Below are 19,628 nucleotides of genomic sequence, written 5' to 3'. Positions count from 1 at the left end.
ATGTCCGCAATCCCTCTTTCCACCACCGAGACCATCGAGGAGCCGCCGGTCAGCCTGTGGCGCGACGCCTGGCATCGGCTGCGGCGCAACAAGCTCGCCGTCTTCGGCCTCGTCGTGGTCCTGATCCTCGCCTTCACCGCGATCTTCGGGCCGTATCTCACGCCCTATGATTATCTCAGTCAGGACCTCAACGCCCGCAACGCACTGCCGTCGATGAGCCACCTCTTCGGAACCGATGATCTCGGCCGCGACGTCTTCAGCCGCGTCGTCTTCGGCACGCGCACTGCCTTCCTCGTCGCCGTTATCGTCACCTTCTTCGCCGTGCTGATCGGCCTCACCCTCGGCGCGGTGGCCGGTTTCTTCGGCAATCCCTTCGACCGCGCCATCATGTGGCTGACCGACGTCACGATGTCGGTCCCCAACCTGCTGCTCGTCGTCGTCATCAACGCCTCGCTGAAATCGCCGATCACCCGATGGATGGAAGCGCGCTATCTCGAGACCCTCAATCCCTTCTACCGCCAGACGATCTGGGTGGATTTCATCCTCGTTTTCGGGTCGATGGCGCTGATCTCCTGGCCGCCCTATGCCCGCCTGGTGCGCGCCCAGGTTCTGTCGATCCGCAGCCGGCCCTATATTACCGCGGCCCAGGCGCTCGGGCTTTCGAACTGGGTGATCATCAAGCGCTATGTCGTGCCGAATGCACTCGGGCCGCTGATCGTCTCGGTCAGCGCCGGTCTCGGCACGGCGATGGTGCTGGAGAGCGCCTTCAGCTTCCTCGGGGTCGGGGTTAACCCGCCGACGCCGAGCTGGGGCAACATGATCTCGGACGGCCTTCGCGTCTGGCAGCATTATCCGCATCTTCTCGCCGCTCCGGCGGCCGTGCTCGGCCTTGCCTCGGTTGCCTTCAGCTTCCTCGGCGACGGCCTCAACGACGCGCTCAATCCGCGGGGCAGCAAATGATGGACACGCAAAACAGAGAACGCCTGCTCGATGTCAGGGGCCTCACCGTCGAGATCGACGGCCGCAACGGCCCGGCCGTCGTCGTCGACGGCATCGATCTGCATGTCGACAAGGGCGAGACGCTAGGCGTCGTCGGCGAATCCGGCTGCGGCAAGAGCCTCACCATGCTGAGCCTGATGCGGCTCCTGCCGAACAAGATCAAGGTCGCCAAGGGAACGGCGAGCTTCGACGGCCGCGACCTGCAGACGATGTCGAATGGCGAGCTGCGCAAGGTGCGCGGCGGCGATATCGGCTTCGTCTTCCAGGACCCGATGACCTCGCTCAACCCCGTCATGCGCGTCGGCGACCAGATCTGCGAGCCGCTGATCTATCATCGCAAAATGAAAAAGGCGGAGGCCCGCGCCCGCGCCGTCGAGCTTTTGCGCCTGGTCGGCATTCCTGGCCCCGAAGAGCGGCTGCAAGCCTTTCCGCACGAGCTCTCCGGCGGCATGCGCCAGCGCGTGATGATCGCGATCGGCCTTGCCTGCAATCCAAAGCTCCTGATCGCCGACGAGCCGACGACGGCGCTCGATGTCACCATCCAGGCCCAAATCGTCGATCTGGTGAAGGATCTGCGCGCCAAGCTCGGCATGTCGGTCGTCTGGATCACCCATGATCTGGCGCTGATCGCCGGCCTCGTCGACCGCGTCGCCGTGCTTTATGCCGGCACGGTCGTCGAGGATGCGCCGGTCGACGAGCTCTATGCGCGGCCGAGTCATCCCTATACGCGCGGCCTGCTCTCCTCGATCCCGAAACTGTCAGATCCGCCGGCAAGCCGGCTCTCCTCGATCGGCGGCACGCCGCCGGAACCCGGCCGCCGGCCGAAGGGCTGCCCCTTTGCACCGCGCTGCCCGCTCGCCGAAGCCATCTGTCACGAGAAGGTGCCGCGGCTCGAACCCTTGAGCGGCAGCAGCAATCACCGCGCCGCCTGTTTCGTCGTCCAGAGAATGCAGGAGGCCGCGTGATGGGCGCTCAACCGCTGCTCAAGGTCGAAAACCTGGTCAAGCATTTCCACGTCAAGCTCGGCGCCTTCGGCGAACGCTCGGCGACCGTCTATGCGCTCGACAATGTCGATCTCGACATCATGGAGGGCGAGACGCTGAGCCTCGTCGGCGAATCCGGCTGCGGCAAATCGACGACCGGTTTCACCATCCTCAACCTCTATAAGGCAACCAGCGGCAGGGTCGTCTACAAGGGACAGGACCTCGCCACACTCGACGAGAAGCAGATGCGGCCCTTCCGCCGCGACCTTCAGATCGTCTTCCAGGATCCCTATTCGACGCTCAATCCGCGCATGACCGTGGGCGAGGCGATCGGCGAGCCGATCCTCTTTCACAAGCTTTGCACCAAGGCGGAGCTCAAGGAGAAGGTGGCGGCGCTGCTGACCGATGTCGGCCTGCCCACACGCTTCGCCCAGCGTTACCCGCACGAGCTTTCCGGCGGCCAGCGCCAGCGCGTCGTCATCGCCCGCGCGCTCGCCTGCCAGCCGAAATTCATCGTCTGCGACGAGGCGATCTCGGCGCTTGACGTGTCGATCCAGGCGCAGATCATCAACCTGCTGCTCGATCTGCAGGAGAAATATGGCCTGACCTATCTCTTCATCGCCCATGATCTTGCGGTGGTGCGCCATATCAGCACCCGCGTCGGCGTCATGTATCTCGGGCGGCTCGCCGAGCTTGCGACCCGCGAGGAGCTTTTCGACAATCCGCTGCACCCCTATACCAGGGCGCTGCTGTCGGCCGTTCCCGAGACCGATCCGGAACATGAACGCACCCGTCAGCGCCAGATCCTGCAGGGCGACGTACCGAGCCCGCTGAACCCGCCCTCCGGCTGCCGTTTCCACACGCGCTGCCCGATCGCCATGGATGTCTGCAGCAAGGTCATACCCGTCTGGAAGGAAGCCAAGCCCGGTCATCTCGTCGCCTGCCACGCCGTCAATACGGAAGAGATCGCATGACGCTGAAGGCCGCGATCATTGCCGACGATCTGACGGGCGCGCTCGACACCGGCACGCCCTTCGTCGCGGCCGGCCTTTCGGTCGCGGTCGCCGTCGATATCGAGGCGGCGCAGGATGCGGTTGCCACCGGGTGCGATGTCGTCGTCGTCAATACCGCCTCTCGCGCCCTTGGCGAGCGTGAAGCCGCCGACAGGGTCCGATCGGCGGCCAGGATGTTTCGCGACGTGAAGCCCGGCATCATCATGAAGAAGATCGACTCCCGGCTGAAGGGCAATGTCGCGGCCGAAAGCCTGGTGCTGGCGGATGTGTTCGGCCTGCAGAATATTCTCGTGGCGCCCGCCATTCCCGATCAGGAGCGCCTGACTTACCGGGGCTGTGTCGTCGGACGCGGCGTCAACAAGCCGCTGCCGATCGCCAAGTTGTTCGAGGACAGAGGCGCGGAAAATGTCGTCGTTGCCGATGCCGAGGACGATAGCGACCTCGACCAGATCGCTGAAGGTCATGACTGGCGAAAGACGCTCGCGGTCGGTGCGCGCGGCCTCGGCGCGGCGCTCGCCCGCTGGCTCGGCGAGGCAGGCCGGCCGGCGACGGAGTTTGCTGCGACGCCGCGCACCCTGTTTGCCTTCGGCTCGCGCGATCCGATTACCGAAGTCCAGATGAACCGGCTCGAAGCCTCGGGTTCCCTGCGCATGGTGGTGGACGCGCCGATGGGTAAGATCGAATGCGGAGAGGGCCTGGCGCTGCCCGTGTTGCTGCGCTGCACCGGCGACATGGCGGCCGATGCCGGGCTCGTCGCCAGCCGCTTTGCGGCAGGCGTCAGGACTGTCATCGGTGATACGAGGGCGGATATGCTGATGGTCGGCGGCGGCGATACCGCCCTTGCCGTTTTCCGTGCACTTGGGGTCAGCGTGCTGGTGCCGAAGGGCGAGATCGAAGCCGGTATTCCCTGGTTCGATGTCACGGCCGCTGACGGGCGGCATTTTCGGTGCGCCGTCAAGTCGGGGGGCTTCGGCACGCCCGATAGTTTGCTAAGACTGGTTCTTCGGAATCAGGCGGCCTAGTAGGATACCGTCGGGGAGAATGACGTGGTTGAAGCGAATGGCGAATCTTTGAACGCGGAAGCCGGCCCGCCGGGCAAGCCCGAACGCGGCAAGGCCGTCAAGCTGGTCGATCGTGTCTTCGACCAGCTGCTCGAGCGCATTCGCGGCGGAAACTATCCGCCGGATTCACGCCTTCCCGGCGAACACGAGCTGGCCTCGATGCTGGGCGTTTCCCGGCCGATCGTCCGGGATGCGCTGGCGCGGCTGCGTGATCAGGGCATGGTCTATGCCCGGCAAGGCGCCGGCACCTTCGTCAGCGCCCATGGCTCGCCGACGACGCAGCTTGCCTATTCGCCCGTCAAGACCATTGCCGATATTCAGCGCTGCTACGAATTCCGCCTGACGATAGAGCCGGCCGCCGCCTATTTCGCCGCCAAGCGGCGCAATGAGCAGGCGATCCAGAAGATCGCCAGCGCGCTGGCGGATCTGCGCGAGGCGACAAGCCACCAGCTTCACCGCGCAGACGCCGATTTCACCTTCCATCGCGCCGTGACGGAAGCGGCCAACAATCATTATTACACCGCGTCGATTGATGCGCTGAAGGCCCATATCGCCGTCGGCATGCATCTCCACGGCCTCTCCCTGCTCGGCCCACGCCAGGGGCTGGAACAGGTCTATGAGGAGCACAACGCCATCTACAAGGCGATCGCCGACGGTCGCGCCGACGATGCGCAACGGTTAATGAAAGCGCATCTCGAAGGGTCTCGCGATCGCCTGTTCGAGGGCAGGGTGCTCGACCTGTCATTTTGAGCCGGTCGCGGGGGTAACGCCTCACGCTTCTGAGGCTTATTTGTTGAGTTCCTCGGCCATCTGGAGATGATGCTCCAGGGCGGGACGTGTGGCTGCGGCCCAGGCCTTCAGCTCGGGATTGTCCCCTTCGTCGCCATATCGCTTGAAGAGATCGACTGCGTCCTCGTGAGCGGCTTCCTGATCAGAGTGATATTGCTTGTTGAAATCGTCTCCCTGCAGGCCGTTCAGCTTGTCGAGCATGCTCTGCTGCTCCGATGTCATGGCGCTCGGAAGGGTTGCCTTGACCTTGCCGCTCGACACCAGTGCCTTGAGTTCGTCGCTGGTCTTCTGATGATCGGCGACCATCTGCTGCGCAAAGGCCTTCGTCGCATCGTCGCCGCGCTCGGCAGCGAGTTTGCTGGAGGCGATTTCGAACATATCGCTGGCGGCTGCTTCCTGGACGAAATCCTCCGTTTTCGGCGGGACGCCCATCAAGGAATTGACGCCCGTCTTTTCGGCGGCGGATTGCGCAAAAGCGGGAACGGCAAGAGAGACGGCGAGCGAAGCAATAACAAGGCGTTTCATCGGGATCTCCTCGGTTGATGGTCTGCCGAACTTTCGAGAAAGACGAGAGTTCCCGTGATCTTGTTTCGATGTCCCGATTGGGCGTCACGATAGAATATCGATCGTCAGTCGGATTTTTGCTTTTTGATGATGCTGATGGCGCCGCTGACTTCGAGAATCGCAAATTTGATTTCCGTAACGCTCTCGATGCCTTCCTGGCTCCGAGCCGCCTCCATGACGTCTTCCTTTTGCAGCCTGGCTCCCTTGAGGGCACGCTCGTCATAGACGCCATCCGTCACGAGTACAGTCGGCACGCCATCAATGACGTGGCCAGCGCGCGGCCACCATCTCTTCACGTAAGACAGCCCGATGTCAGTCGTGAACAGCGTCAGGATCAGGATGACGGAGTTGGTGATCGAAAAGTCGTCTCCGAGCATCGCCTGCTGCGTGGTTTCGGAGATCACCAGCACGATGACGAGATCGAAGGGTGTCATCTGAGCGAGCGTCCGTCTTCCCGACAGGCGGATGATCACAAGCAGCGTGAAATAGATCGTCAGTCCGCGTAATACGGCATCCACGGTGGCGCCCTCACGGAAAGATGAAAGTCGATTGGGTGCGGGTATCAGCACCGATCCCGACGGTGGCGCGTCGTGGACCGGCAAGCTCCGTCTGCAGGCGGAACACGATCTGCGCTGGTCCTGCCGGGTCGGCGGGGAATACGTAGCCTATCCGGCCATTTCGGGCGAAGGTCGTCTTTTGAGGCGGATCGATCCCCTCTATCGAAAATGTTTGAAGAAATTCCGCGTCGACCGTGAAGACCCTGTCTTCGGATGACGGCCCAAAGTTCAAGATCATGTGCTCGGGAGCATTCCACCGCGAAATGGCCGGGAAATCTACCGAACCCTCCGGCAATACGAGGGTTTGGCGTGAAAACGCACCTCCCCGCCCAAGCAAACCCAATAGGCAGGCGACCAGGAGGAGCGTGAAGATGATCCAGGAAATGCGTTGAACTGCCCAGAATCTTTTCTGGAAATCGGTGGTATCGACCAGGCCCTCCGGCAGTGCGGGCTCACGAATTTTTCCCATGCGCACTCCCTTACGCGTTGCGCATAGAACTGGCGTTGAGCCTAAAAGTTCCCGCACTACCTGACGGTTGTGGGAACGGTCAGAAGCCGAACGCAAAAGTCTCCTGATCACCAATGCCGGGCTCGCGCGGCGCCAGCGGCGAAAGCGCACGGGTCTCATCGAACCAGAGGAAGGCGTCATATTGCCGGGAGAGCGATGTCGGCATGTAATGGCTCAACCGTTCCGTTTCCGGCCGGTAGATAACGCCGATGAAGCGTTGAAGCCGCTGCTCGACGAGGTTTGCGTGCAGCTCCTCATTGGCTTTGAGATCGAGGAGAAATCGCGGCTTTCCGGAATCGTGACATAGGCGCTCGCAGCTTTGCGGCAGCGACGGATTGACTTGTTTTTTCTCGGCTTTTCCATCCCAGTCGCTCGCGGCGATCACTTCGCCGGAATGCGTTCCCAATCCTATGAGACTGGTCATTCCATCAAAGCGCTGCCGACAGAGCTGGCCGAGGTTCAGTTCGTCGCGGGCGGCCGCCATGTCGGTGTAGCGGGCGTCGCCGATATGCGAATTGTGAGCCCACACGATGATCCTCGCCGCCGATCCGTGAAAGTCGAGCAGGTGTTCGATCGTATCGGCCATATAGGTGTCGCGGAGATTCCAGGCTTGCGAACCGCCATAATACATGACGCGGTAATATCGTTCGGCCGCGGCGAGCAAGCGTGCCGACTGAGCGGCATTCAGAAAATCGTCGCCATCGGAGGCCTCGTCATCTAGCGACTGGGCGAGGAGTTCCGTGCACTGTTTCAGCACCGCATCCTCGCATGATCGATAAGCGTCGGTGAGGACGGCTCTGCCGTAAGTCGCCGGATTGCTCTGCCAGGGGCTGAGGCAGCCGTAGCGTTCCCTGGCGACGGCTGCGGTTTCCGGACTGACGCTTTCGAGATAGTCGAGCACGGAGCGGATCGAGCCCGACATGTTGTAGAGATCCAGCCCGTAGAACCGTATCGGATCCTTTTGCAAAGCCGCGCGCCGTTGGTTCTCCTCTTTCATCCAATTGGCGAATTTTGAAAACTCCATGTTCCGCCACATCCACTCGGGAAAACGGCCGAAGGGCGGGCTGCCTTTTAGTGCTTGTCCTTTGGTCCATCGATCGATCGCGGCGGCATCAGGCCAGTCTGCTTCGACCGCGATCAGATTGAACCCGTGATGCTCGATGAGGTGGCGGCTGATGGCGGCGCGGGCCTCGTAAAATTCGGCCGTGCCGTGGGTGGATTCGCCGAGCAGAACGATGCGGCTTTCGGCAAACCGATCGAAAAGAGCGGCAAAGTTCTGGTCATCAAGGGATGAGAACTCTTCCGCCGCGTCTGCGATGAGCCGGTGAGGGAGCTCTTCCGGGCGCGATGACGGGGCCGTCGCCGTATACATCGGATGGGCTGCGGTCCAGGCGTCATCGCCGATCAGGGGAACGAAGAATACGCCGCCGAGATCGTCTTCCTCGAAGGCTTCGGCCCCGATACGCGTGATCCGCTTCAGCCGCTGCGCGTCGCCGCGGCCGACGGGAATGATAAGCCGTCCTCCTAGGTCCAGCTGCTCCTTCAAGGCAAGCGGCACCTCGGGTGCACCGGCGGATACGATAATGGTATCGAACGGAGCGGCTTTCGCCCAGCCCTTGCTGCCGTCGCCGACACGAACATCGATGTTGCTGTATCCGAGCCTCTCGAACCGCTCCTTGGCTTGAAACGCCAGCCTCTCATGGCGCTCGACGGAATAGACGTGCTTGGCGATCCGGCTGATGAGGGCCGAAGCATAACCGGAGCCGGTTCCGACCTCGAGCACCTTGTCTCCGGCGTCGAGATCTGCCTTTTCGAGCATCAGGGCGACGATGAACGGCTGTGAAATGGTTTGGCCGTCGCCGATCGAGAGTGGCGCATCCTCATAGGCGAATTCCTCATAGCCCGGATCGACGAACCTTTCGCGCGGTACCGCGCGCATCGCCCTGACGACGCTTTGGTCGCAGATACCGCGCCGCGTCAGCTGTTGCTCTACCATGCGATCTCGGGTGCGCGTCATATCCATGGATCGGCTCCGTCGTCGATTGTAATTTCGGGAGTCATAAGAAGGCAAAACACCAGGTCGTCCGGAGAGTTCCTTGGGCGAGCGGTTTTGCTCCGCTCGGTTACGGAACTTAGTCTGAAGAGCGAAGTTGGACAGGCATGAGCGAAGAGGCGCCAATGTCCGAAAATCCACTCATCACCGAACCGGTCGAAGATCTTGCCTCGCGTCTGGAGGCGATGACCGAGGACGAGTTGTTCGTGACCATGAGCGAGCTGGAAAAAGCAAGCGAGGCCGCCCCGGACGAAGCGGCCGAGATTCTTCCACGGATCGCTTTGACCGAGAGCGAAATCGAACGGCGATTTCCCGGCCAGGTGCTCGCGCCCTATCGCGACTGGAAGCAGAGACAGCCGCTTCTTTGACTGCGGCAAATAGAACCGAAATGAATGGAGGCTTCGATGAGCAGTTCCGAGACGACAACGGACCATAAGGCGATCCGTGCATGGGCGGAGGAAAGGAAGGGCAGGCCGGCGGTCATCCGAGCCGGCGGCAAAGGCGGTGTCCTGCGCATCGATTTCGGCGAAAAGGAAGAGGAATTCGACGAGATCGGCTGGGAGGAATTCTTCAAGATCTTCGACGAAAGCAAGCTCGCCTTTCTGTACCAAGACAAGACCAAGGACGGAAAGACGAGCCGCTTCAACAAATTCGTTGAGCGTGGCTGAACGTTCGGCGGCTCACCGCCGCCGGCTCCGCTATTTGGCGCCTGAACCCGGCTTTGTCATATTGGCGTGCTGATGGGCCAGCACGCTCGCCGGCGTGACATTGGCGACGGCCGCTTGCAGCTTGTTCTTCCAGCCGCTGACGACGTCGCCCTCACCATCCATCATCGCGTCGTAGCCGATCCGCGCAACTTCGCCGGCATCATCCTTCTTCGCTTGGCCGATCGACGTATCCAGAAGGTCGGCGCGCCGGAAAAACTCGGTCTCTGTCGCTCCCGGCATGAGGCAGCTGACCGTGACGCCGGAGTCCTTCAGCTCCTCCCGCAACGCAAAGGAAAAGCTGTTGATGAAGGCCTTGGTGCCGTTATAGATGGCTTGGTAAGAGCCGGGCATGAAACCCGCGATCGAGCCCGTCAGCAGGATGCGGCCTTCGCCGCGGCTGCGCATCTGGTTGCCGACTTTATGGATCAGATAGATCGTTCCGGTGATGTTGGTGTCGACGACCTTGCGTGCTTCGGTGAAATTCTGGTCGAGGAAGCCCTTGCCTAGGCCGCGTCCGGCATTGGCCATCAGGAGATCGACCGAGCGGCCGCCGGCGGCAATACGCTCGACGAGCCGGTCGACGCCTTCAAGCGTCGAAAGATCGGCTTCGACGGCATCGACCGATGTGCCGAACTCCCTGAGATGTGCTGCGGCCTGGTTGATGCGCTCTTCGTCGGCGACAATGATGAGATCATAGCCATCTTGCGCCGCGCATTTTGCCAGTTCATAGCCGATGCCGGTCGATGCGCCGGTGACGACGGCAAGGCCTTTATCTGATTCATGATCAGCCATGATGTTTCTCCTTTAAGGTTTCAGAACGACCTTGACGCATCCGTCCTGCTTATCCCGGAAGGTCTTGTAGAGCTCGGGACCATCTTCCAGCGTGCCGCGGTGCGTGATGACGAAGGAAGGGTCGATTTCGCCCTTCTGGATCCGGTCCATGAGGATCGGCAGGTAATGCTGGACCGGTGTCTGCGCCATTTTGAACGTCAGGCCGCGATTAATTGCGGACCCCATCGGGATCTTGTCGAGAAAACCGCCATAGACACCGACGATCGAGACCGTGCCGAAGTTGCGACAGCAGTGGATGGCCTGGCGCAGCACATGCGGCCGGTCGGTGCCCATGAACAATGCGACCTTGATGCGGTCGAGGCGGGAATCCCAACTGGCGGCCGCCTCGGCCTCTGTTCCCACGGCGTCGATGCAAGCATCCGCACCGCGGCCATTGGTCAACGCCATGATTTCGTCGTAGATGTCCTTGTCCAGGAAATCGAGGGTGACGGCTCCGGCCGCTTGCGCCAGCGCCAATCGCTCGGGCACGGTGTCGATGGCGATCACCCGCTCGGCGCCGAGCAGGAAGGCCGAGCGTATCGCCATCTGGCCGACCGGACCGCAGCCCCAGATCGCGATCGTATCGCCAGGCTGGATATTGCAGAAGTCTGCGGCCATGTAGCCGGTCGGGAAAATATCGGAGAGAAACAGTACCTGCTCGTCGGAAAGCCCTTCCGGCACTTTGACCGGCCCAACATCGGCATAGGGCACGCGCAGATATTCCGCCTGTCCGCCGGCATAGCCGCCCAGCAGATGCGAGTAGCCGAAAAGGCCGGCCGGCGAATTTCCCCAGAGTTTCGTCACCTTCGATCGGTCGGGATTGGATCGTTCGCAGCCGGAATAGAAGCCGCGCTTGCAGAAGAAACATTCCCCGCAGGAAATGGTGAAGGGCACCACGACACGATCGCCGACCTTGAGCTTTGTATTGTCCTTGCCGACTTCCACCACCTCGCCCATGGTCTCATGGCCCATGACGTCGCCGCTGTGCATATCAGGCATGACGCCGTCGTAGAGATGCAGATCCGATCCGCAGATCGCGCAGGCGGTGACCCTGATAATGGCGTCGCGTCCCTCTTCGATTTTGGGATCGGGAACGCTGTCGCAGCGGATATCATGTTTGCCGTGCCATGTGAGAGCTCTCACGGTGTTTCTCCTCGGCCGATCCTTCGATGGCGCTCCAACCTCAACTTTTGCGAAATGTTCCCGTCAATGAAGCTTTCGGCTTGGGGAGGTTCAAACGCTGCGTGGATCAGGGGAACCAAGGGTGGTGCGGCAAGTTCCTTCCTGAGCAAGCCGGGCAACGACAGCAACGCACATCATGAGAAGGAGGGCGCCATGACCTCGCCCAAACATGCCAAATCCACGAAGCCGACTGATAAGGACAACACCGACGATCCAGGCATCGGTCGCTCGCGCGGCATCGTCTCGCCGCCAGATGACGAAGCTCTTCAAGCCGACAATACGGTCGAAGGCGATACCGCCAACGATACGACACCCCAGGGCGGCGTCGATCCGCGACATCGCGGCCGCACCAACAAGTAACGAGGCAGGATCATTCAGAGTTCGATCAGCGCATAGGGTTTGCCGGTCGGTTTTTCGATATGCGCAGCCACATTATAGACGGGCGCGCCGCCTGGCGTGCGACCCTCATAGGAGCCGCGATGGGCGTGGCCGTGCACTACCGCATCCACCCGAAAACGGTCGATGGTTTCAGCCAACCGTGAAGAGCCGAGAAACGGATAGATCTCCAGAGGTTCGCCTGCCACGGTTTCGGCGATCGGTGCGTAGTGCAGTACGACGAGCGAGCGGTCGGCGCGGACCTGCCGCATCGCATTTTCGAGCCGCATCGATTCCTCGACGCTTTCGGCAACCATCGCCTTGATCGCCGCCTCACCGAACGAACCCAGCATATGGCGGCCGAAGCCGCCGGCAAAACCCTTGACTCCGACGAAGCCGACGCCGGCGACCTCGGCCGCCTGGCCATTCAGCAGCTTGACCCCGACATCCGTGAGGATCTTGCAGACTTCGTCGACATGCCCGCTTTCGTGATCGTGATTGCCGAGGACCGCGACCGTCGGCACGGTGCAATGGCGCAGGTCGCTTGCGAGCAGTTCGGCTTCCTTCGGCTTGCCGAGATCGGTCAGATCGCCGGCGATGACAAGAACGTCGGCCACTGAAGAAATTTCGGCGAAAAGATCCTTGTAGGATTTTGCGCCGTCCTCCGTCACGTGAAGGTCGGCCACCGCCGCGATTCGCACGCTTTTTCGCTGATCGTCCATTACGCTTCTCCTAATCTCCTCGTAGCTCACCTTCGCCGCCGACATCGGCAAAGCCCCATTCCTTCACATCGATTTCGAAATCGACGCGCGAATACATCCGGCCGCGGCATATCTTCATCTGCGGAAGCGGCAGCTCCTGCTGCGCCTTGATCCGGTCCAGAAGCTCCTCCAGCAGCCATTGCGGGATCTTGTCGCGCTCGGTCGGGTAGATCCATCTGAAATTGAGGAGATGGATCAGGAGGACTTCCCAATGAACTTCGAGATAGGCGAGCAGCTTGCGCCAGTCGATCTGATCATGCGCCTTGAGGATGACATGGGCGATATCGGCGCCGTCGTAGCGGTGCCGCAGCTGGACGAAGCATTTCGACCAAATCAGTTCGGTCGGGCTCACGATCCTCACTGTATGGCTGCACATTTCGACCTTGCGCGCGTCCTCGAACCAGTCCTCGCCGACAGGCATGGTCCCGTTGGAAGAAGCAAAGATCACGTCGAAGAAATGATTGCCTTTCAAGACCTTTCCAAGCCAGCGCTCGTCTTCCACTTCGACGGCGTAACCCTTTGATTTGAAATGTCCGAGGATGCGTGCGTAGTCGCCCGCCTTGCAAAAAATGTCGAAGTCCTTGGTCTGCCGCGAGATGCCCGTATAGGCGCAGACGGCATAGGTGCCGGCAACGAGGAAAGGGATGTGGGAGTCGGCAAGCTCGCGAACCACTTCGGTCACGAACGGCTCTGCGTCTGGATCGATCAGTTGCGGAACCGCCTTCACTTTCATCAGCATGTCATCGTCGTCACCCTTGCCAGCATTTTTCGCGGTCATCGTCGGTCCCTGTGTTGATACGCACAGCAACACGTGGAGAGGCTTGATGTTCCCGGACAGCTTCGGTTTGAGGCAAAACCTGTCAATCCGGATCGGAACTTCGCTACCGCCGCTTCGTTCGGACAACGAGACGCAATTCCGCGTCCGCAGACTTACGATTTGAATTGGAGAATGTGATGGACAGGCAAGCGAAGATATCGACCGGCATGAACGACAGGCCGAGGGACGAGACGATTGCCGAAAGCGGCCCCGGTATTCCTGACGACAGCGGCAGAATGGTTGAAGTTACGGATGAGGAAGCGCAACGCATCAAGAGTTCACTGTCGCGCGATCGCCTTGACGATCTCAAGGACGAACTTGACGAACAGACCGATCTTCCCCAGAGGGGCGCACCGTGAGCGACAGCAGAAAAGACAGGACGGTGGCCTCGGGAGTGCGGCACGACAATTCGAAGCCGCCGCGACGAATGTTGATATTCGTCATCACGATTTTCCTCATTGCCTGTCTTCTCGCCCTGGCTTTCATGTTGATTACCCATCCCGGCGAGCCTGATGAAAAAGCACCGGCGCCGGCAACGGAGCAGGTACGATGAGCGAGAATTCGGAAAAGGACCCCATTCAGCGGCCATCGTCGTCCCCCGAGGGGAAAAGGACCAGGCTCAATGCCGGCAGAATAGCGCTGATGCTGGTCGGCACCGTTGCCGTCGTCGCATTCGTACTCTACGGAACGATCGTCTTCTATGGCCTCATCAAAGGCTCGTAAGAGCAGACAATTCTGCTTCGTGTAATTCGCCTGTCGCCGGCGTGGCAGTTCATGCGGCATCAACCCCTCGCCGCAATGCGCCTAAGTATGATGAGGAGCGTCGGCTTCCACTTCGGCGTAGAGCTGTCCGCACAGTGTCAGCGATCCGCGCATGGCGGCGACGCGTTTTTCGGCATCCTCGGACGAATAGGCCCAAATGTCGGTCGCCCAAGTCTTGCCATCCATCTCGTATTGCAGGGCAAACCTGTAAAGCTGGCGGCCGTCGATGCCGGTCGTCACGAAAGCCGCGTCTGGATCGTCATGACCGTTCCGACTTCTATTAAAGCTGATAACATTCACAGCATGCTCCCTGGATGCGCGATCTTGCAGCTCTCACGGAGCCGCTTTTCCAGGGCTAACCAAATCGATCGGCTTTCGTTCCCACGCCGCCTGGAGCATGATGCCGAAAAGTGTGAGCGGTTTTCGGACGACATCATGCTCTAACTCTTTAATTTAGAACAGGATTCAGATTTTTAGGTCAACCGGGCCTAAAATCATCCTGTTCTAGGGGCGAGGCGTCTGCGATCGCAACGTCTTGCCGGATGCCGCATCGAAGAGATGAAGCTTCTCCGGCCGTGGGGCTATCGTGACGGCCCGACCCGGATCAAAATCGTGGCGTTCCGTAAACACCGCGACAAGCTCGCCAGGGCCATAGCGCAGGAACACCATCGTTTCGTGGCCGGTGGGTTCGGTGACGGCGACCGTCGCTTTCAGACCCGCGTCGGCGAGCGACAAATGTTCGGGCCGCACGCCCAGCAGCACGGCCTGTCCGTCCGCGGCTTCCGGCGTGAAGCCGAGCGCAATCTCGTCGCCGGACTCAGTGACGAAGATCGCGCCATCGGCCTTGTAGCGGCCTTTCAGCAGATTCATCGACGGCGAGCCGATGAAGGTCGCGACGAAGGTATTGCCGGGGCGGTCGTAGAGTTCCAGAGGCGTGCCGATCTGTTCGACCTTGCCGCCCTGCATCACCACGATCTTGTCGGCCATGGTCATCGCTTCGACCTGGTCATGGGTGACATAGATGGTCGTGGTTCTCAGCCGCTGGTGCAGCTCCTTGATCTCCTTGCGCATCTGCACGCGCAGCTTGGCATCGAGGTTCGAGAGAGGCTCGTCGAACAGGAACACCTGCGGCGACCGGACGATGGCCCGTCCCATCGCGACGCGCTGACGCTGGCCGCCCGAAAGCTGACGCGGATATCGGTCGAGATAGGGCACGAGGTCGAGTGTTTCGGCCGCCGCCTGCAGTCGCTGCTTGATCACGTCGGCCGGCTGCTTCTGCAGGCGCAGCGCAAAGACCATGTTTTCGGCGACGGTCTTGTGCGGATAGAGCGCATAGCTCTGGAAGACCATCGCGATGTCGCGGTCCTTCGGCGGCAGATTGTTGACGACCTTTCCGCCGATCGAAATGCTGCCGGCAGTGATGCCTTCGAGCCCCGCGACCATGCGCAACAAGGTCGACTTGCCGCAACCGGACGGACCGACGAGCACCACGAACTCGCCGTCGCGAATTTCGATATTGACGCCATGCAGAACATCCATGGCGCCATAGGCCTTGCGCGCCCCTGAAATATTGACCTCAGCCATGTGCCTCCCACTTGCTTTCCGGCCCCTGAACCGCGTCAGGGTTGTGCATGCCTTGCCGCGTATTCCAAATCATCTGCCGGGCAGATGCCCCTCGGCGCCTGATTGGAAACACGTGTCAAACCTCCTCCGTGAAACGTTTCATTTCTTGTTGACTTTTTCAGCGAGCCGTCTGATCCTCCGCGGCGAGACCGGGAGGAGCGGTTTCAAGCAGAATATGAAACGTTTCATTTTCTGCTTACCAGATAGTTCTGCCCCAGGCCAGTCCTAAATGGGACTGGGCCAGGCCGGGTCGGCCGGCGGTAGCGCAACGAAACGTGGAGGAGGAAGACATGAAAGTCGAAATATACGATGCATTGATGCGCCGTCAGGCCAGTCGCCGCGACGTCCTGCGCGGAACGGCGAGTGCCGCGGCTCTGCTCGGCCTGTCCGGCGCAATGGGCGGCATTCCCGGCACGGCATTCGCGGCCGATGATCTGCGCGCCCAGATCCTCCAGATCCCAGGCGTCGGCAAGGGCTCGCCGACGGATGCAGACTGGCAGAAGGTCGGCGAACTCTGCCTCGGCCCGACCAAGGCCAATGTCAAGGAGGGCGAATTTGCCGGTGTCGAGCTGACCTTCATGGGGCTCAACAACCAGAACCTCCACAACTTCCTGTTCCGTGGCTTCCTGAAGCCGTGGGAGGCCTATACCGGCGCCAAGATCAACTGGATCGACCTCGCCCAGGCCGACTACAACGCCCGCCTCCAGCAGTCGATCGCAACCGGCACAGTTGATTTCGACATTCTGGAAATGGGCGCACCCTTCGAAGGCGACACCGCTGGACGCGGGCTTCTCGACGAGATGCCGGACTGGGCGGCAAAGCAGATCGAAGCCGACGACCTGGTAAGCTACCTCAAGCCGCCGGTCGGCACCTGGGATGGCAAGACCTATCGCGTCACGATCGACGGCGACTGCCACACCTTCGCCTACCGCAAGGACTACTTCGGCGAGGGCTCTATCAGCGGCATGGCCGAGCCGCCGAAGACCTGGCAGGAGGTCAACGCGGCGTCCAAGGCGCTGATCGGCAAGACCGATCCGCTGACCGGCCAGCCGGCCTATGGTTATCTCGATCCGCTGAAGGGCTGGGGCGGTTTCGGCTTCTATTTCATCGAGAACCGTGCGACCGCCTATGCCAAATATCCGGGCGACCCGGCCTGGCTGTTCGATCCCGAAAACATGAAGCCGCTGGTCAACAACCCCGCATGGGTCCAGGCGATCCAGGACGTGCTCGATCTGATCGCGGCCAAGGCCTATCCGGCCGACCAGATCAACGCCGACCCCGGCACGACCGCCTTCTCGCAGTTCCTGGCCGGCACCGGCGCAATGCTGATGTGGTGGGGCGACGTCGGCTCCGGCGCGCGCACCTCGGACACGTCGGTCGTTGGCGATGTGGTCGGCTTCGGCATCAACCGTGGCTCCGACCGCGTCTACAACCGCAAGACCGGGCAATGGGAAGACAAGTACAACGAAGCGCCCAACATGGCCTATCTCGGCTGGGGCATCTACGTCACCAAGCAGGTCTCCGGCGACGAGAAGAAACGCAAGGCGGCCTGGTCCGCCGCCGCCCATCTCGGCGGCAAGGATCTGTCGCTCTGGACCTCGGCCTATCCCTCCGGCTTCCAGCCCTACCGTCAGTCCAACTTCAACTATGACGAATGGGAAAAGGCAGGTTACGACCGTGCCTATATCGAGGATTATCTGGGTTCGAACGCCGACAGCTACAACCACCCGAATGCTGCGATCGAACCGCGTATCCCGGGCATCTTCCAGTATTACTCCGTGGCTGAGGACGAGCTGGCAAAGGGCTTTGCCGGGCAGTACAAATCGGCGCAGGAGACCGCGGATGCGATTGCGGCCGCCTGGGAGAAGATCACCGACCAGATCGGCCGCGACAGCCAGCTGAAACTTTACCGGGCGAGCCTCGGGCTCTGACCGGTTGACCAAAACGCGCTGGCGGAAGCGATTTCGCCAGCGCCCATTCTGTCCGGGCGAGGAATATCATGTCGACAGTCGAAGGCGACCTGCTTCACACAGTCGAAGCCGGCTCTATTTCCGCGGGCCGCCGCTTCTGGGGCCGCGCGGCTCTGTGGCTGAGCGCCCTGTGGTTCATAGCGTCGTTCGCATTGCAGGGTGCTTATGAACTGGGCTGGACCGGTTGGGGTTTCGCGAACTGGCGGCCGGTTCTCTATGCCTATTTTTTCTGGGCTGCGGTTCTGTGCGTCACCCGCGTCGTCATTTACGGCGAGGCCGGCAAGAAGGCGCTCTTTGTCCTGCCGGCCGCGCTTTTCGTCGTGTCGATGGTGGTGTTTCCGCTGCTCTTTGCGCTCTGGATCGGCTTTTCCGATTGGAACCTCGCCTCCTCGGCCGGCCGGCGCTTCAACGGGCTCGACAATGTCCGCCGGATGATCGCCGATCCTTTCTATGCCAACGCCCTCTTCAACATGATCCTCTATTGCCTGGCGATCGCGATCGAATATGCGATCGCCTTCGGCCTGGCGCTGCTCCTCAACCAGGAAATCCTTGCGCGCAAATTCTGGCGGGTAACCTTTCTGTTGCCCTTGATGCTGTCGCCGGTCGCGGTGAGCTGGATGGTCGGCAAGTCGATGATGGAGACCCGTTTCGGCCCGGTCGCGCGCTTCGCCCGCTGGCTCGGCTGGGAAAATCCCTCCTTCTTCGGCGATCCGCTGACGGCGCGGCTTTCGATCATGATCATGGACGCCTGGACCTTCATCCCCTTCATGATGATCATGCTGCTCGCCGGACTGCAGGCCCTGCCCAGGGAGGTGCTTGAGGCGGCCGAAGTCGACGGCGCCACCAAGTGGCAGCGCTTCTGGCAGGTCATTTTCCCGCTGATGCTGCCGGTGTCGGTGACGGCGGTGATGATCCGCATCATCTTCAAGTTGAAGCTCGCCGACATCATCATCACGGTGACATCGGGCGGTCCCGGCGGAGCGACCGATTCCGTCACCAGCTTCATCTATCGCGAATACCGCGACCGTTCGAATGTCGGCTATGGAACCCTGCTCGCGCTCGTCTATCTGGTAATTATCGTCGTCGGCATGACCGGGCTGATGAAGATTTCCGACCGTATCGTGAAGCGGATGACGGGGAGGCTCTGATGGTTCGAATCGATTTCGAAAAATACGGTCGCGGCCAACGCATTCGCTGGTGGGCCATGCGTTTCGTCGTTTACGGCCTGCTCGTCATCTGGGCGTTCGTCTGCATCTTCCCGCTGTTCTGGACGGTGTCGACCTCGTTCAAGACAGCCTCGGATGTCATGCGCGGCAATCTGATCCCCTGGTTCAACTTTGCGCCCAGCTGGCTCGGCTGGCGCTCGCTCGGGCTATCCCCGGATACGGCCTTCCAGATATCGACGGTGCGCGACGAATTCATGCGCAGGCTCTGGAACAGCGTCATCATCTCGGTCACGGCATCCGCCCTTGCGGTCGTGCTCGGATCGCTCGCGGCCTATGGCCTCAGCCGCTTTTCCTATAAATTCGGCCATATGCGCAATTCGGACATTTCATTCTTCTTCCTGTCGCAGCTGATCATGCCGCCGGTCGTTCTCGCCCTGCCGTTCCTGGTTCTCTACAAGGAGCTGGCGCTGCTGGACACCTATGTGGGCATGATCGCCGTCTACACGCTGATGGTCCTGCCGATCGTCGTCTGGATCATGCGCGATCAGTTCGCCACTGTGCCGGTGGAGCTCGAGGAGGCTGCGCTGGTCGACGGGTTGTCGGTCTGGGGGGCGTTTGCCCGCATCATCGTGCCGCTCGTTCTGCCGGGCATGGTTGCCGCGTTCCTGCTGGCGCTGATCCTCTGCTGGAACGAATATTTCTTCGCCGCGCTGCTGACTTCGACCAACACCAATACGCTGCCGGTGATGATCGCCAGCCAAACTGGCAGCCAGGGCATCAACTGGTGGTCGATGGCCGCCCTTTCCACCGCCGGCATCCTTCCGCTTGTTATCGTCGGCGTCGTGCTGGAAAAGCACATCATCGCGGGAATGACGGCAGGAGCGGTAAAATAGCCGCGGGACGCTCG

At 61.1% G+C, this 19,628-nt stretch carries 23 protein-coding genes and 1 pseudogene; 14 read left to right on the top strand and 10 right to left on the bottom strand.

Translation table 11 applies throughout. From position 1 onward, the window contains the following. Genes ATY77_RS07455 through ATY77_RS07435 form a run of 5 tightly spaced genes read left to right on the top strand, consistent with a single transcriptional unit; the run spans position 1 to position 4,806 of the window. Complete coding sequence (locus tag ATY77_RS07455) at positions 1-960, top strand: ABC transporter permease (RefSeq protein ID WP_037145951.1); 960 nt, start codon at positions 1-3, stop codon at positions 958-960. Then, positions 957-1,964: an ABC transporter ATP-binding protein gene (locus tag ATY77_RS07450; protein ID WP_088686772.1), complete on the top strand. Its 1,008-nt coding sequence runs from the start codon at positions 957-959 to the stop codon at positions 1,962-1,964. Before ATY77_RS07455 ends, ATY77_RS07450 begins: the two co-directional genes overlap by 4 nt. Continuing rightward, positions 1,964-2,956: an oligopeptide/dipeptide ABC transporter ATP-binding protein gene (locus tag ATY77_RS07445; protein ID WP_088686771.1), complete on the top strand. Its 993-nt coding sequence runs from the start codon at positions 1,964-1,966 to the stop codon at positions 2,954-2,956. Before ATY77_RS07450 ends, ATY77_RS07445 begins: the two co-directional genes overlap by 1 nt. Continuing rightward, on the top strand, positions 2,953-4,017 hold the full coding sequence (locus tag ATY77_RS07440) for a four-carbon acid sugar kinase family protein (RefSeq protein ID WP_088686770.1): 1,065 nt from the start codon (positions 2,953-2,955) through the stop codon (positions 4,015-4,017). The genes ATY77_RS07445 and ATY77_RS07440 overlap by 4 nt, the downstream gene beginning before the upstream one ends. 24 nt (positions 4,018-4,041) lie before the next feature. Continuing rightward, the gene (locus ATY77_RS07435) at positions 4,042-4,806 is read left to right on the top strand and encodes a FadR/GntR family transcriptional regulator (RefSeq protein ID WP_088686769.1); all 765 of its coding nucleotides are present in this window, start codon (positions 4,042-4,044) and stop codon (positions 4,804-4,806) included. Between the two features lie 36 nt (positions 4,807-4,842). On the opposite strand, the gene ATY77_RS07430 is transcribed toward ATY77_RS07435, so the two are convergent. From ATY77_RS07430 to ATY77_RS07415, 4 genes and pseudogenes are all read right to left on the bottom strand, one after another. Continuing rightward, on the bottom strand, positions 4,843-5,370 hold the full coding sequence (locus ATY77_RS07430) for a DUF4142 domain-containing protein (protein WP_088686768.1): 528 nt from the start codon (positions 5,368-5,370) through the stop codon (positions 4,843-4,845). A 104-nt stretch (positions 5,371-5,474) separates the two neighbouring features. After that, complete coding sequence (locus ATY77_RS07425) at positions 5,475-5,927, bottom strand: YetF domain-containing protein (RefSeq protein ID WP_088678102.1); 453 nt, start codon at positions 5,925-5,927, stop codon at positions 5,475-5,477. A 10-nt stretch (positions 5,928-5,937) separates the two neighbouring features. Next, positions 5,938-6,447: pseudogene (locus ATY77_RS07420) on the bottom strand (protein-L-isoaspartate(D-aspartate) O-methyltransferase); the annotation flags it as partial. 67 nt (positions 6,448-6,514) lie between these two features. Continuing rightward, complete coding sequence (locus tag ATY77_RS07415) at positions 6,515-8,497, bottom strand: protein-L-isoaspartate(D-aspartate) O-methyltransferase (RefSeq protein ID WP_088686767.1); 1,983 nt, start codon at positions 8,495-8,497, stop codon at positions 6,515-6,517. 155 nt (positions 8,498-8,652) lie between these two features. Here ATY77_RS07415 and ATY77_RS07410 point away from each other — a divergent pair, with 155 nt between their 5' ends. Further along, positions 8,653-8,895 carry a hypothetical protein gene (locus tag ATY77_RS07410; RefSeq protein ID WP_088678104.1) on the top strand — a complete coding sequence of 81 codons (243 nt, stop codon included), beginning with the start codon at positions 8,653-8,655 and terminating at the stop codon, positions 8,893-8,895. A gap of 36 nt (positions 8,896-8,931) precedes the next feature. After that, entirely contained in the window at positions 8,932-9,195 is a 264-nt protein-coding gene (locus tag ATY77_RS07405; RefSeq protein ID WP_088686904.1) for a hypothetical protein, read from the top strand. Between the two features lie 30 nt (positions 9,196-9,225). Here the strand turns inward: ATY77_RS07405 and ATY77_RS07400 are convergent, their stop codons facing one another. Together ATY77_RS07400 and ATY77_RS07395 are read right to left on the bottom strand one after the other, a co-directional pair. After that, complete coding sequence (locus ATY77_RS07400; protein WP_088686766.1) at positions 9,226-10,026, bottom strand: SDR family NAD(P)-dependent oxidoreductase; 801 nt, start codon at positions 10,024-10,026, stop codon at positions 9,226-9,228. Positions 10,027-10,038: 12 nt separating this feature from the next. Further along, positions 10,039-11,208: a zinc-dependent alcohol dehydrogenase gene (locus ATY77_RS07395; protein WP_088686765.1), complete on the bottom strand. Its 1,170-nt coding sequence runs from the start codon at positions 11,206-11,208 to the stop codon at positions 10,039-10,041. Between the two features lie 192 nt (positions 11,209-11,400). Here ATY77_RS07395 and ATY77_RS07390 point away from each other — a divergent pair, with 192 nt between their 5' ends. Further along, complete coding sequence (locus ATY77_RS07390) at positions 11,401-11,607, top strand: hypothetical protein (RefSeq protein WP_088678107.1); 207 nt, start codon at positions 11,401-11,403, stop codon at positions 11,605-11,607. 14 nt (positions 11,608-11,621) lie between these two features. Here ATY77_RS07390 and ATY77_RS07385 read toward each other — a convergent pair whose 3' ends face one another. Both ATY77_RS07385 and ATY77_RS07380 read right to left on the bottom strand, forming a co-directional pair. Then, the gene (locus tag ATY77_RS07385) at positions 11,622-12,344 is read right to left on the bottom strand and encodes a metallophosphoesterase (protein WP_088678108.1); all 723 of its coding nucleotides are present in this window, start codon (positions 12,342-12,344) and stop codon (positions 11,622-11,624) included. 10 nt (positions 12,345-12,354) lie between these two features. Beyond that, positions 12,355-13,161 carry a nucleotidyltransferase family protein gene (locus ATY77_RS07380; protein WP_088686764.1) on the bottom strand — a complete coding sequence of 269 codons (807 nt, stop codon included), beginning with the start codon at positions 13,159-13,161 and terminating at the stop codon, positions 12,355-12,357. Between the two features lie 176 nt (positions 13,162-13,337). Here ATY77_RS07380 and ATY77_RS07375 point away from each other — a divergent pair, with 176 nt between their 5' ends. From ATY77_RS07375 to ATY77_RS32775, 3 genes are read left to right on the top strand one after another with little or no spacing between them, the layout of a single operon-like run. Next, complete coding sequence (locus ATY77_RS07375) at positions 13,338-13,559, top strand: hypothetical protein (protein WP_088686763.1); 222 nt, start codon at positions 13,338-13,340, stop codon at positions 13,557-13,559. After that, positions 13,556-13,753, top strand: coding sequence for a hypothetical protein (locus ATY77_RS32400; RefSeq protein ID WP_141103913.1), 198 nt, complete (start codon positions 13,556-13,558; stop codon positions 13,751-13,753). The genes ATY77_RS07375 and ATY77_RS32400 overlap by 4 nt, the downstream gene beginning before the upstream one ends. After that, positions 13,750-13,923, top strand: coding sequence for a hypothetical protein (locus ATY77_RS32775; protein ID WP_190237596.1), 174 nt, complete (start codon positions 13,750-13,752; stop codon positions 13,921-13,923). The genes ATY77_RS32400 and ATY77_RS32775 overlap by 4 nt, the downstream gene beginning before the upstream one ends. 81 nt (positions 13,924-14,004) lie before the next feature. Here the strand turns inward: ATY77_RS32775 and ATY77_RS07370 are convergent, their stop codons facing one another. Next, positions 14,005-14,262 (bottom strand): hypothetical protein, encoded by a 258-nt coding sequence (locus tag ATY77_RS07370; RefSeq protein ID WP_088686762.1) that lies wholly within the window; start codon positions 14,260-14,262, stop codon positions 14,005-14,007. A gap of 204 nt (positions 14,263-14,466) precedes the next feature. Then, positions 14,467-15,546 (bottom strand): sn-glycerol-3-phosphate ABC transporter ATP-binding protein UgpC, encoded by a 1,080-nt coding sequence (ugpC, locus tag ATY77_RS07365; protein WP_088686761.1) that lies wholly within the window; start codon positions 15,544-15,546, stop codon positions 14,467-14,469. Between the two features lie 329 nt (positions 15,547-15,875). Here ugpC and ATY77_RS07360 point away from each other — a divergent pair, with 329 nt between their 5' ends. From ATY77_RS07360 to ATY77_RS07350, 3 genes are all read left to right on the top strand, one after another. Then, positions 15,876-17,516 (top strand): extracellular solute-binding protein, encoded by a 1,641-nt coding sequence (locus tag ATY77_RS07360; RefSeq protein ID WP_088678113.1) that lies wholly within the window; start codon positions 15,876-15,878, stop codon positions 17,514-17,516. A gap of 68 nt (positions 17,517-17,584) precedes the next feature. Beyond that, positions 17,585-18,703, top strand: coding sequence for a sugar ABC transporter permease (locus tag ATY77_RS07355; RefSeq protein WP_088686760.1), 1,119 nt, complete (start codon positions 17,585-17,587; stop codon positions 18,701-18,703). Continuing rightward, positions 18,703-19,614 (top strand): carbohydrate ABC transporter permease, encoded by a 912-nt coding sequence (locus ATY77_RS07350; protein ID WP_088686759.1) that lies wholly within the window; start codon positions 18,703-18,705, stop codon positions 19,612-19,614. Before ATY77_RS07355 ends, ATY77_RS07350 begins: the two co-directional genes overlap by 1 nt. The last annotated feature ends 14 nt before the right edge of the window (positions 19,615-19,628 follow it).

It is taken from the genome of Rhizobium sp. R634 (assembly GCF_002211305.1).
Taxonomy (GTDB): Bacteria; Pseudomonadota; Alphaproteobacteria; order Rhizobiales; family Rhizobiaceae; genus Rhizobium.
Note: the sequence above shows the minus strand (reverse complement) of the source record. Positions and strands in the feature narration are given on the sequence as shown.